We start from the raw sequence: 12256 nt of genomic DNA, 5'->3' as shown, positions 1-12256 counted from the left end.
CAGTAAATTATTGAATATCGATGCCAATTTCTCGTGCAAGATCGGCCAGTTGTTCCTCATTATCCAGCTTGATAGACCATTTACACTCTGCACCATGAGATAAAACAACGTTCGCTCCTCTACCCAGTAACTGGATAGAATCGGTTTGCGCTTGTAAGGTCACCATTGCACTGCCGGAGAGCTTAATCACGATTTCACGCTGGGTAGCAATGATTTTTCCTAATGAAAACTCAATCACCATCTTGCTTTATACCGACTTCGTTTTATGTTGCTTCACTGCGATAGTTAAGCGACTGGTACACACTAATCGGCCTCGTTCATCAGTTATGTCGATTTGCCATACTTGTGTTGAAACGCCAAGGTGTACGGGTTTTGCCGTACCAATCACATGACCACTTCGCATTGCACGTACATGGTTCGCGTTGATATCCAAACCGACACAGTAACTCCCCTCATCGACAGAGAAATTCGCAGCTAAAGAGCCTAATGTTTCTGCGAGCACAACAGAAGCGCCACCATGAAGCATTCCTAAAGGTTGATGAGTAAAACTACATACAGGCATGGTTGCTGTAAGGGAGTCATCCGTGAAATCTGTGTATTCAATTTGTAGGTGCTCGATCAGGGTATTTTTTGATGTAGCATTCAGAATCTCTATGCTAACGGGCTTTTTCCATATACTCATTGTTTTACTCTTAATTTCACAAATTTGTTTGTCGGATTGTAACGATTTATTAGAGAGCTAGCATAGACTTTACTTAGGTCTAACTTCAAGGTGTAACATCTTGGCCTCTTTGCCAGTTGATGAATAATTTGATCCATGCATCATGTTGCTATTTGGGTATATACTATTGCTTCAAAACAAAAATAATTTAGATGGAGCCTATTATGAAGGTATGGATGAAAGCCTCTGCTCTTTTAACTATCGCGGGCTTAACGGCATGTAGCGCATCACCGACTGGCCGTAACCAGATCCTGATGTTTTCAGATCAAGAAATGTCATCGCTTGGCGCCAAATCTTTCGAACAAATGAAGAAAGATATCCCAATCAGCAAAGATCGCAAAACGAATGCCTACGTACAATGCGTTGCCAAACACATCACTGACACCATCCCTGCACAAGCTGGATTTAAAGATTGGGAGGTGGTTGTTTTTGATAGTGAACAAGTCAATGCGTTTGCTCTACCTGGTGGGAAGATCGGCGTTTACACCGGGCTTTTAGGTGTCGCGAAAAACCAAGATCAGTTGGCAACAGTCATTGGTCACGAAGTGGCTCACGTCCTTGCTGACCACAGTAATGAACGCCTTTCACAAAGCCAGTTAGCAAATGCGGGATTGTCTCTGGCAAACGTTGCTATAGGAGCTTCCGAGTACAAACAGTATCAGCAAATGACGATGGCGGCACTTGGTGTCGGTGTCCAATACGGTGTTATTTTACCATACGGTCGTACACAGGAATCCGAGGCTGATATCGTCGGGCTTGAGTTTATGGCAAAAGCAGGCTTCGACCCACGTCAAAGTGTCGATTTATGGAAAAATATGAGTGCTGCATCCGGTGGTTCTCAACCACCTGAATTCTTCTCAACTCACCCATCGCACAGTACGCGTATTAAAGATTTACAAGCAACCATAAATAAGTTGCCTGCGTATAATGCGAAAGCGCCAAAATGTGGCTAAACTTCTGCTAAAAGCGGCTATTATTCGCAAAAAAGCTCCCTAGGGAGCTTTTTTTAATGGGTATAAGGAATAGTTTAAGTACCCAGTATCTGTAGTGGCAAGCTCAACAGGCCATCTCCAAGGGTAGCAAAATACCAAATGATAGCGACAAAACCACCGACAGAAACCAAGTACCAAGCAAATGAGAAGAGTTGTCCGTAACGGGTTAACGGCAATAAATGACTATGATGTCGACCTCTCCATTCCATGACCACTTCTAGCATCCCCATTAACAATAAAAACCCTAGCAACGCCAGCCCGAAAGAATAGCTGATAAAAATACCCAACAAGGCAGCAGCTATACTGCCGACTAATCCAACCCAAGTGTTCATTGAGAAGGTAATGCTTTTGAGTACATGACCACCATCTAGTGGCAGAATAGGCAACAGATTAAACAGGTTTAGTAACGCGTTAAACACTGCTAGGCCAGCGAAGAGCACCTCTCCAGTCATCCAATAAAGCAAAGTAAACGCGATGCTAAGAACTAAACCAAAAAATGGTCCCATAATCGAGATAACCACATCTTGCCAGCGTGTGTTGATCTTTTCATCACTCAGCGCTAAACCGCCAAGAAATGGAATCAAATAGATGCCCTTGGTCTTCATTCCAAAGTACTTCATCGCTCTAATATGGCCATACTCATGGAAAACTAAACAGGCGATCAAAGCTAACGCGAACTCGATAGAAAATAGCCAAGAATATGCAGCAAGACTTGCAGATGCTAGCGCCACTTTGATTACTTTCGCACTCTTGAGTGCTTTCATTCCAAGCGATACTAGCCCTATCACACTTAAACGCTTTTCCGTTGGCGGCTCAACTTCTGGTACTTGGCGTTCGATGTCTTTTTCATTTCGGCAACCTTCGCTAATAAGCTCATCGTTAATTGTGACCTTGTAACTCAATTCAAACGGTTGCCATGTTAATGAACACTCCAAATGGCATACCAGGACTTCCTCCCCTGCAGAGAGTCTAAACTGATGAAGACAAGTGTCTGCAACATTATCACTGGCATCTATTTGGGACACCAAGGTGTTATCCCAATATAACTGCTGCCAACCAGCCATCGATCCTTCGAGCCTTAACGAACGACCTAAAAATTCAACATTCAGTAATTCCAACACGATTCCTATTGCGTCTATTGAATAACAACAAAGCGAGGCGCGAATTATGCCTGCTAAGTACAGAAACGGCAAAGCCCGCTATCTCTTGGTTTGAATGCCATTTAACCATAAAGCCCGTAAAACAATTCTGGTCGTACCATTCTCTTAAAAAATATGACGATAATACATGCCCTTACGAATCAACGTTTGACCTATGCATCATATTTAAAACGCAAAATACGCTCAAACTTTGACAAGTTATTAAACATACGATTAACATTGTATTTACATCACAGTTGTATTTCACGTATTAACAACTGGTGTAAGTATCACACAACAATTACAAGGACTTCGGTCCAACACTATGACACCCTAGGAGGGTCAAGGATGAACAAGAAGCACTGCTCTCTGCTTACAATTTCGATATTGTTTGCGTGTAATGCCCATTCAGCGGGCTTCCAGGTAGCTGAGCATTCAGCATCTGGTCTTGGTCGAGCATTTTCAGGTGAAGGAGCGGTCGCAGACAATGCCAGCGTTCTTGCACGAAACCCAGCAGCGATGACGCTTTTCAAAGAAGCTCAATTCTCGGGCGCGTTATCTATCATCGATCCTGAAGTCGATGTGTATGACACGGTTAACAAAGAACATGCAAAAGATGTTGCCCCTTTACAAGTCGTGCCAGCGGGTTATTACATCAGCCCTATCAACGATAACTGGGCTTGGGGTATCGGTATGTTCACAACATACGGTGTTGCTACTGATTATCCAGATGATATTTCTGCGGGTGACATGGCGGGTGACACTTCCCTACTTTCAGTAAACATTAATCCTAATGTCGCTTACCGTATTAACGAGTCTTTCAGTGTCGGTGGCGGTATCAACCTAGTGTACGCGGAAGCGGAGCTGACTCGTCACAAAGGCGCACTCGCCCGTATTTTAGGTGGTAATAAGTCCGATAACCTTGTCGGCATGGAAGGCGAAACTTTTGCTTGGGGTTGGAATATTGGCGCTTTGTACGAGCTAAATGAAAACAACCGTTTTGGCTTTGGTTACCGTTCTAAAGTTGATCTAGATTTTGACGACGGTGAGTTTAGTAGTTACGACTCAGGCCGAGCTCCATCACCAAAAGTGGATGGCCGTTTAAAAATCTCTCTCCCTTCAATTATCGAATTATCGGCTTTCCATCAACTGAATGAACAATGGGCAGTACATTACGGCTGGCAACAGACCGATTGGAGCACATTTAAAGAACTGAAAGCGACGAGTCCTCAATGTAATGATGGAACTGCTGGTCAATGTTTCTACAAACCAGAGAAATACGAAGACAACAACCGTTATTCTATTGGTGCAACTTACACCCTCAATGCGGATTGGACATTCCGTGCAGGCTTTGCATACGACGAACAAGCAGGTGAAGCCACATTGAGCATCCCTGACAGTGACCGTTTTTGGTACAGCGCGGGCCTAACTTACGCAATGAATGAGAATTTAACTTTCGATGCAGGCTTTGCACTTGTTAAGAGTAAATCAGGCTCTTTCACCGAGACAAATGCTCAGGATGAAGAGATCAAGTTCGACTCTGAAGGTACTGCTTACATCAGCGCGGTACAGATGAACTACACCTTCAAATAATGGGATTACGGAGTAAACCAATGAAACACACGTTTAAATTATCAATGCTTTGTTCTGCAATCCTTCTTGCTGGTTGTGGTGACAATACATCAAGCTCTGGTACTTCCGACAAAGTTCAATTTGAAGATGAAGTCCAAGCACTGCTCGACCGTGGAACATCTATCAGCTTTACGCTTCAAGGGGCGAATGCGGATGTACCTGCGCCCTCTTACTTATTAATGGACACAACAGATGGCACGCTTGGTCTGCCAACTGACGGTGATGATGCCTTAACCAACCCTAGAGCCTCGATGAATACGATGGATGGATGGTCAACGTCTATGCCAATCGTTCTGAACTTTAAAGGCGATGGTTTTGCAACGGGTATGCTGCCGTCTGGTATTAAAGTCATCAAGATTAATCAACGTTTAACCGAGTGGGATGGTAAGTCTAATCCAATCGAAGACGTTCTCGTTCAGAACCAAGACTACGTTGTTCAAGCAAAAGGCAACTCTCTATATATCCAGTTCATGGATGCGCTTGATGAGTCAAGCGAGTACATTTTTGCAGTAACACAAGATGTTACTGACGTGAATGGTGAGCCAATCGGTACATCAGCCAGTTACGCGACAGGTAAATCGAAAGAAATCGTTTATGAAACTGGTGCTCTTGCTTCTATTCAAGCGGTGACACAAGCGGTAGAAGGCATTTTTGGTATCGCCAAAGTAAACCCTGACGACATCGTTTACTCCTCATGGTTCAGCACTCAGTCTGTAGGTGACACTTTGGCGGCGGTTAAAGGTGTAACGGCAACCGGTTTCTCAACGGGTGCAAATACACTAAACGCCGTTTACAAAAACGATGCGAACGAAGGTTCAGTAGATTTATCAACAGCCTACACAATGACACTTGGTGCAACCCAAGACTTTAGCACTGCGCTAGACGCTGACGATAACTTTAGTAAGTACGTTAGTGACCTAGACGCGGCAAAAACGGCAATTAAAGGCCTTTATGCGAAGTCAGGTTCCGATGTAAATGTGACTCAAGGTGTGGTCAGACTGCCTCATTATCTAGAAAAAGGGGCAAACTGGAACATGCAGCCAATGGTATCTGCGATGCCAAGCCTAGCGAAGCTAAGTGCAGCACTGGCGGATCCGAACGAGCAAGCGAACATGGTCCAGCAGCTATCAACCGGCGTTTTCGCAAATAACCCTGTTGACGTGACAAAGCTTGCAACCGATCCTACAGAGCAGCTAAAACTGGTGGGTGCTAAACTCACATTAAGCGATGGTACCCAACTCGACAGTGAACGTACTGTGACTCGCTACTCCCCAGTTCCAGTCGTTAAATCGGTAGAGGATGTCGAAGTACTTGTCTTCACACCTAAATCTGGTGTCGCGACCGACGTTGTGATTTATCAACACGGCATCACTTCAGCGAAAGAGAATGCGTACGCGTTCGCGTTCAATATGGTAAAAGCAGGTGTGGCTGTTATTGCTATTGACTTACCTATTCACGGCACGCGCAGCTTAGATGAACAACGTTCCGCAAATGCGAATGTACTGGCTTATCTAAATCTTTCCAACTTAGCCGTTGCGCGTGACAATCTACGTCAAAGTGTTCTGGATGTGTTAGGTTTGCGCGCTAGCTTGGTAGTATCGGCGCAAGGCGGTCTTTTAGCTGGAGGTCCTCTGCAAGGCTTCAACCCAATGACGGGTTCAAAAGTCAAAATGCTAGGTCATTCACTTGGCGGTATTGTGGCTACATCTGCCGTCGCAGCAGCAAACAATACATTGGGCAGCCCTACTGCGGATGCGCTGTACACCTTTAGCTCTGCATCAGTACAGAACTCTGGTGGACAAATTGGTAATTTGTTACTAGGTTCAGACAATTACGGCCCTCAGATCAAACATAACCTCGCTTATGCAGCATCTAAAGACTATGCGAATTACGCTGATGCATCATGTGCGGATCTAGAAGATAAAACATGTTACGAAGCATTTGAGGCTGCGGCAACGGAAGCTCAAGTCGCAGCTTTAGAAGCTGGTTTCTCACAATTTATCTATGCAGCACAAACAACGCTAGATACAGTCGATCCGTTCACAAACGCCTCAGATTTGGTCGCTTCTGGTTCACTAACTACACCATTCTTGATGACCGAGGTTGAGGGTGATAGCACAGTGCCAAACAGCGTTCCAAATGCACCATTCGCGGGTACTGAACCGCTTGCTAATAAGCTAGGGTTGAAGACTGTGAACAGTACGGACACTACTGTGAATGCAACTGCGAGCTTTGTACAGTTTAATGCTGCTGCATCGCACAGTACTTTTGCTTCGCCAAATGGCACTCTGTCTGATATTGACCATCACGTTGAGATGCAAATGGAAAACACAGACTTCTTAATGGATGACACTTTAACGGGTGTTACTAATACTTCCGTTCTGAAGTAATCGTATCACCTCTCTTACCAAAGCCCAGTTTTGACTGGGCTCTTTCGTTCTCTATCATAAAAACCGTCCCGTATATCCTTTGCTATAGTTAAATCGATGCCGTACCTAACTTACTTGTTTGAAAGGAAAACTCTATGCGCATATTCACTATAATGGCCACAGCTTTACTTCTTGCAGCATGCGGAAGTAGCCAATATCTTATGTCGACAAATGAAGGGAAAATCATTACTTCTTACGGTAAGCCAGACCTTAACGAAGAAACGGGTATGTACGAGTATGAAGACATGGATGGGAAAGAAATGAGCATTTCAAAAGATCAAATTGTGCAGATTATTGAACGCTAGCAATATGCCCTCTATGTATTTAGAGGGCTCTCCCCATACTTCTGAGCGCAGTCAATACTCCCAACTAACCTCTAACTTCCTCAAGAAATGAAGCAACCAATTCATCACCCAAAACAATCAATGCGTTTTCTTATATACAGGTATTATTTGTTTAGCGAATATTTTACATCTTCACCCTAATCAGGTTGGAATATTGTAAAATCTCGGCTTTAATTCGCTAACACCCTTTTATTTCTCAGGATAAAGTGGATAATACCGCCACAAAATAACATTACTAAGGTGAGTCCTTATGTCTATTGAAGCTACTCTGCTTGCGCGCTGCGAGTCAAAATGTGAACTGTGTTCTTCTGAATCTCAACTAACAGCATACGCTGTCCCACCTCACGGTAACGTAACCGTTGATACTGCTATCATGGTTTGTGATAAGTGTCTGGGTGAGATCGATGAGCCAAAAGACATTAACCACTGGCGTTGTCTAAACGAAAGCATGTGGAGCCAGGTTCCTGCAGTACAAGTGACAGCATGGCGCCAACTCACTCGCCTAAACTCTGAAAGCTGGGCTCAAGATGCTCTTGACATGATGTACATGGAAGAAGAGCAAATGAACTGGGCGATGAAGGGTATGTCTGATGATGACAAAACGTTGGATTGCAACGGCACTGAACTTAAGAAAGGTGACGATGTAACGGTAATCAAAGACCTACCAGTTAAAGGCACTAACCAAGTAATCAAACAAGGCACAGTGATCCGTGGTATTAGCCTTGGAGATGATCCGAAACTGGTTTCGGGCAAGGCAAATGGCGGTCAGTCAATGTACGTGATCGCAGAATACTGCCGTAAGAAGTAATATCGTATTACTCTACAAGTCAAAACGGGGCACTATTAGTGCCCCGTTTTCATTTCTAATGAACACCAATTTGGAATAAGATCCTCTACTCCGGTATTGACTCTGTATAGAGTTCTAGCTCCGTTATTCACGTTTGAGCAGCTAAAAAAATACCGGCTTATAGGCCGGTATTTTCATTCATTATTTCAAGATTAACGGTACATACCGATATCTTTTTGAATGTGAGCTGACAAATCTTCCGCATAGTAACTGCGTGGTGCAGTATTATCTACGAATAGAATGTCTAGTAAGTGAGCAATCAGTCCTTTGAAGTTAACCGCGTAGGTTTTCTTATCCATAGAGGTTGGTAAAGCTACATTTGTCATTTGCATTGCTTGTGCCATGATTGCCTCTCTTTAAAGCAGTAGTCTGTTTTGTTGGTTGTATATTAGTCAGTTTCTTATTGTTTAAGAAATGACAAATTTTACCTATTCGAATTAGATTATCTAATAAAACAAGCCCATTACAAACATCAAAAATACAAATGAATAATAACAGCATAAATAGTCAGAAACTGTTTAATTATGTTGAATAACTTAACGTTACCTGCATAAGCCCACCTCAAGTTACAACATATTTTTAACATTAAGTTTCGTTGTTTCTTTTATTTTTAGCGCTTTACTTATATTTTTTGATTAGTAATTTTAACGCTAGAGCGACTGTTCGACTTATTTTTGAGGAGCGATGCCAAAACCGCTGATGTCATCACAACGATTAAGAATGTGAGTGACCACGTTGTCGGAATCTCATACTCTGTTCCCACCAATAACATCTTTACACCGATAAACATCATGATCACCGATAATGCTGGTTTTAAGTACACAAACTTGTCTAACATCGCTTGCAGAACAAAGTACAAAGATCGCAACCCCAACAGTGCAAACACGTTCGCGGCTAAGACTAAAAATGGCTCTCGTGTTACCGCGAATATGGCTGGTATAGAATCCAGTGCAAACATTACGTCCATAACTGCAATTACACCGACTACGATCAGCATTGGTGTTGCCACCCACTTACCAGCTTGCTTTAAGATTAAGTGATTTCCTTGGTAATCATCCGTAACTGGCAATATTTTGCGAATAAACTGCTCAGGGTATGGGTTAACTTCTTCTGCTTCACCTTTGTCGCGAGCAAGCTTAATACCTGTCCAAATAAGGAATGCGGCAAAGAGGTACAACACCCAGTGGTACTGCGCAAGTAACTGAGCACCAACCGCAATCATGATAGCCCGTAGAACTAACGCACCAATCACGCCCCAAAGCAGCGCTCGCGGACGCAAATGCTCCGGCACACTGTATTGTGCAAAGATGATGGCAAACACAAACAAGTTATCCACGCTTAGCGACTTCTCTAGTAAGTAGCCTGTTAAGAATGAAACCGTTGCTTTATCGTTCGTATAAGTGCTGTGCGGTGCGTAAAAGTCCCAGAATAAATAGATAGAACCTGCAAAAGCAAAGGCAAGTAAGAACCAAAAAACACTCCAGAGGATGGCTTTTTTCATCGTTATAACGTCACCACGCGTTTGATAGATATCAAGCGCAACAAGAACAAGCGTAAAAAGGCCAAAAGCGCCATACATCGCTAATGACTCTTGAAGTGGTGCCGATTGGCTCAATTGGGTGGTACTTTCGATAAGAGACATGCTTCCTCCCATGGCGGAAGGACATGAGTTTGGTGACCTTCCGCAGACAATAACAACAAGCAGTCACATAGTAATCATGTGCTGCCAGTCAATGAATGCGTTGGTCTCGTTGAAGTGTCGGCGTGGATGAATCACGCAACACCTTTACTTACCGGATAAGCTGATGCTTAACGAGATGACGATAAGTAAACTTGCGCTAACTACTCCCCAAACGCCGCAATGATAACGCCGAATGTAACGCTTTCCAACAAAAAAACTTTGTCTAATCGAAATAAAATTCTTATTAAAAATCAGAAAGAAATATAAAAACAAAGGAATTGGTTCAACCACGTGAACTTTTGTTATTAGATGTAAAGATCAGCAAGTGACTCAAGGTGATACATTTAAGAGTCAGAGCGATGTCTCTGAGAACATAGACACAAAAAAGGAGCATAACTGCTCCTTTCCTAACTTCCGTGTTATTAGCAATTCAAAAACCGCTCAAAGGTACAAAGTAAACTAACGTTGACCAAATTGCGACCCAAGCAACCACCACTGCCGTATCTGTCCAATCTTTATTCCACATACTGCCACCCTCATCATCGCATGTAGCAATTGAAGGACAGCAAAATCGATACCAATATCTACTATCTGTGTTGCTGTGTATAAAGTTTGTGACTTTGATTCAAGCAGTTTGGCTCATCGGTCAGAAGTTCAATAAAACAGTCTGCCATGGATAAGTTGGTTACACGCCCCTCGCCTTTCATCTCCAGTAGCGCATCGTAACCTTCTTTCCCTTTCATGGTATAAGCGGAGGAAGTGCCTCGATACCAGGTGTCGTCTTGAACGTCGACCCATTGTTGACCATCAAAAATTGCTAATGACTGAATTCTTTCACCTTTAGGGGCATCCGCTCGGTACTCAAAGTTTAAATTGTAAGTGTATGGATAACTGCCAGAGCCAGTACCTTCCACATCATTGTTGAGTGCATTGTTTATGGCGCCTTCAAGTGCTCGGCGAATAGCACTGCCTTTTACGTCGTAAAAGCCGATCGGAACGGCAAAAGGCAACAATCGTCCGGCAATATCTGCCACTGTGATGTTGCCAGGATTCAATGATGTTCGCACGCCACCCGCATTATGAATCGCAAATTGAACCTCATGCCCGCGTTTATTTAGGCTGTACAAAAATGAACGAGCAACAGAAGAAGCCAGCTCGCTCTCACCAAACTCATCTGGGATTCGCACATGACGCTTTTTGGTGTCAATACTAGCAATGACTTGTGACTGTAACTGTCTTACCCGAGGGATGTATTTATCACTTAGGATCGCTTGAGTCTCTGGGTGTTTCTTACAGACCACCACATTAGGTTGACCATGGATAAAGTCACACGCGGTTTCGAATACGCCTTGGTCAAGCTGTTGATTTAGTGTCGAGTCCCAAAAAATACGTCGGCCAAGTAACAGTTCATTTTGACCACTCAGCATGGTTGCTTTGCCGTTTTCATCAAATTCAATGACGCAGTGCCCCATAGTCAAAGCATGAAAGCCCGCTTGCACAACGTAGGTATCTTTTACTTTGACACCATAAGGGTCATCTTGCCCTAAACCTATTGATGAGAAATCGCCTTGCAGTCGGTGGCTATGTCCACCAACAATAATACCAATCCCCTCAACTTGTTCAGCCAACTCTAAATCGCCTTCATAACCTAAGTGGCTCAGAAGAATGATATTTTTAATACCAGAGTAGTGAATTTGTTTTACGGTCGCCTTAGCGGTTTCAATTGCAGACTTAAATGGCGTATCTGCATCTGGGTTCGCGATATCGCTCATTTTATCAATGGATAATCCGAAAATCGCAACCTGCTCACCATGAAACTCTTTGACGATGTATTGTGCGCTTTGTGTCTCCGTTTGATAGCTATACACATTGCTGCTATCGCTGACTCGGTGAGGCTTTTGAAGCGATTCATTTGATAGATCCCAGTTACCAGCAAGCAATGGAAACTGAGTGCGTTGACAGAATAAGGCAACAGGTTCATTACCCATATCCAATTCATGGTTGCCTAACGCCATCGCATCAATCTTTAACGCATTCAACAAATCGGCGTTGGCTTTACCTTTAAATAATGAGAAATAAAGTGTGCCTTGGAAACAGTCTCCAGCATGGAGAAATAACATCCCATGCCCTTGACGCTGAGCGTCGTCTCGTAGCTGCTCTACTTGGGTTGCGATGCGAGAGAACCCGCCAGCACTCACGTATGGCTCTAACGTGAGTTCTTTGTTGATCTTAAGCTTTAACTGTAATGACGTTGGCTCAAAGTAGGAATGTGTGTCATTGATGTGTGCCAGTTTGATTCTCACTGGCTTATGATTGTTATTCATCTTCATCTTCTCTCTTTTCATTCCTTATAATAATAAGAAGTGAATCATGACAGAATCATGAATTTTATGAAACTGTGATTTTTTGATTTCATGTTTAAGTGATCACGATGCTATCTACACTACTTTTGAAAGCAAGCGTCGCTTGTT

11 protein-coding genes are annotated in these 12256 nt (G+C 43.4%); 5 read left to right on the top strand and 6 right to left on the bottom strand.

The window, feature by feature from the left end; all coding sequences use genetic code 11:
* Nucleotides 1–7: 7 nt before the first annotated feature.
* Nucleotides 8–241 carry a DUF3389 domain-containing protein gene (locus FKN08_RS19140; RefSeq protein WP_005395503.1) on the bottom strand — a complete coding sequence of 78 codons (234 nt, stop codon included), beginning with the start codon at nucleotides 239–241 and terminating at the stop codon, nucleotides 8–10.
* Nucleotides 242–247: 6 nt separating this feature from the next.
* Nucleotides 248–682, bottom strand: coding sequence for a hotdog fold thioesterase (locus FKN08_RS19135; protein ID WP_012842307.1), 435 nt, complete (start codon nucleotides 680–682; stop codon nucleotides 248–250).
* Nucleotides 683–885: 203 nt separating this feature from the next.
* On the opposite strand from FKN08_RS19135, the gene FKN08_RS19130 reads away from it, so the two are divergent.
* Entirely contained in the window at nucleotides 886–1674 is a 789-nt protein-coding gene (locus FKN08_RS19130; RefSeq protein ID WP_012842308.1) for a M48 family metallopeptidase, read from the top strand.
* A 74-nt stretch (nucleotides 1675–1748) separates the two neighbouring features.
* Here FKN08_RS19130 and FKN08_RS19125 read toward each other — a convergent pair whose 3' ends face one another.
* On the bottom strand, nucleotides 1749–2777 hold the full coding sequence (locus FKN08_RS19125) for a site-2 protease family protein (RefSeq protein ID WP_249373448.1): 1029 nt from the start codon (nucleotides 2775–2777) through the stop codon (nucleotides 1749–1751).
* 423 nt (nucleotides 2778–3200) lie between these two features.
* On the opposite strand from FKN08_RS19125, the gene FKN08_RS19120 reads away from it, so the two are divergent.
* From FKN08_RS19120 to FKN08_RS19105, 4 genes are all read left to right on the top strand, one after another.
* The gene (locus tag FKN08_RS19120; RefSeq protein WP_012842310.1) at nucleotides 3201–4445 is read left to right on the top strand and encodes an outer membrane protein transport protein; all 1245 of its coding nucleotides are present in this window, start codon (nucleotides 3201–3203) and stop codon (nucleotides 4443–4445) included.
* A 20-nt stretch (nucleotides 4446–4465) separates the two neighbouring features.
* Entirely contained in the window at nucleotides 4466–6874 is a 2409-nt protein-coding gene (locus tag FKN08_RS19115) for a VolA/Pla-1 family phospholipase (RefSeq protein WP_170892710.1), read from the top strand.
* Between the two features lie 134 nt (nucleotides 6875–7008).
* The gene (locus FKN08_RS19110) at nucleotides 7009–7218 is read left to right on the top strand and encodes a YgdI/YgdR family lipoprotein (RefSeq protein WP_041853072.1); all 210 of its coding nucleotides are present in this window, start codon (nucleotides 7009–7011) and stop codon (nucleotides 7216–7218) included.
* A 289-nt stretch (nucleotides 7219–7507) separates the two neighbouring features.
* Nucleotides 7508–8065: an alkylphosphonate utilization protein gene (locus FKN08_RS19105; RefSeq protein ID WP_005395511.1), complete on the top strand. Its 558-nt coding sequence runs from the start codon at nucleotides 7508–7510 to the stop codon at nucleotides 8063–8065.
* 191 nt (nucleotides 8066–8256) lie between these two features.
* Here the strand turns inward: FKN08_RS19105 and FKN08_RS19100 are convergent, their stop codons facing one another.
* The 3 genes from FKN08_RS19100 to FKN08_RS19090 form a co-directional block, all read right to left on the bottom strand.
* Complete coding sequence (locus FKN08_RS19100; protein WP_005376351.1) at nucleotides 8257–8448, bottom strand: hypothetical protein; 192 nt, start codon at nucleotides 8446–8448, stop codon at nucleotides 8257–8259.
* 278 nt (nucleotides 8449–8726) lie between these two features.
* Nucleotides 8727–9746: a TerC family protein gene (locus FKN08_RS19095; RefSeq protein ID WP_170892709.1), complete on the bottom strand. Its 1020-nt coding sequence runs from the start codon at nucleotides 9744–9746 to the stop codon at nucleotides 8727–8729.
* A 626-nt stretch (nucleotides 9747–10372) separates the two neighbouring features.
* Complete coding sequence (locus FKN08_RS19090; RefSeq protein ID WP_170892708.1) at nucleotides 10373–12115, bottom strand: bifunctional UDP-sugar hydrolase/5'-nucleotidase; 1743 nt, start codon at nucleotides 12113–12115, stop codon at nucleotides 10373–10375.
* Between the last annotated feature and the right edge of the window lie 141 nt (nucleotides 12116–12256).

The sequence above is a fragment of the Vibrio sp. 1-2 (7-a) genome, assembly GCF_013048515.1.
In the GTDB taxonomy this organism is placed as follows: Bacteria; Pseudomonadota; Gammaproteobacteria; order Enterobacterales; family Vibrionaceae; genus Vibrio; species Vibrio diabolicus.
Note: the sequence above shows the minus strand (reverse complement) of the source record. Positions and strands in the feature narration are given on the sequence as shown.

Bases quoted from the DNA above. Each gene is read 5' to 3' on its own strand.
- FKN08_RS19140 (WP_005395503.1), bottom strand. From the start codon at position 241: ATGGTGATTGAGTTTTCATTAGGAAAAATCATTGCTACCCAGCGTGAA.
- FKN08_RS19135 (WP_012842307.1), bottom strand. From the start codon at position 682: ATGAGTATATGGAAAAAGCCCGTTAGCATAGAGATTCTGAATGCTACA.
- FKN08_RS19130 (WP_012842308.1), top strand. From the start codon at position 886: ATGAAGGTATGGATGAAAGCCTCTGCTCTTTTAACTATCGCGGGCTTA.
- FKN08_RS19125 (WP_249373448.1), bottom strand. From the start codon at position 2,777: ATGGCTGGTTGGCAGCAGTTATATTGGGATAACACCTTGGTGTCCCAA.
- FKN08_RS19120 (WP_012842310.1), top strand. From the start codon at position 3,201: ATGAACAAGAAGCACTGCTCTCTGCTTACAATTTCGATATTGTTTGCG.
- FKN08_RS19115 (WP_170892710.1), top strand. From the start codon at position 4,466: ATGAAACACACGTTTAAATTATCAATGCTTTGTTCTGCAATCCTTCTT.
- FKN08_RS19110 (WP_041853072.1), top strand. From the start codon at position 7,009: ATGCGCATATTCACTATAATGGCCACAGCTTTACTTCTTGCAGCATGC.
- FKN08_RS19105 (WP_005395511.1), top strand. From the start codon at position 7,508: ATGTCTATTGAAGCTACTCTGCTTGCGCGCTGCGAGTCAAAATGTGAA.
- FKN08_RS19100 (WP_005376351.1), bottom strand. From the start codon at position 8,448: ATGGCACAAGCAATGCAAATGACAAATGTAGCTTTACCAACCTCTATG.
- FKN08_RS19095 (WP_170892709.1), bottom strand. From the start codon at position 9,746: ATGTCTCTTATCGAAAGTACCACCCAATTGAGCCAATCGGCACCACTT.
- FKN08_RS19090 (WP_170892708.1), bottom strand. From the start codon at position 12,115: ATGAAGATGAATAACAATCATAAGCCAGTGAGAATCAAACTGGCACAC.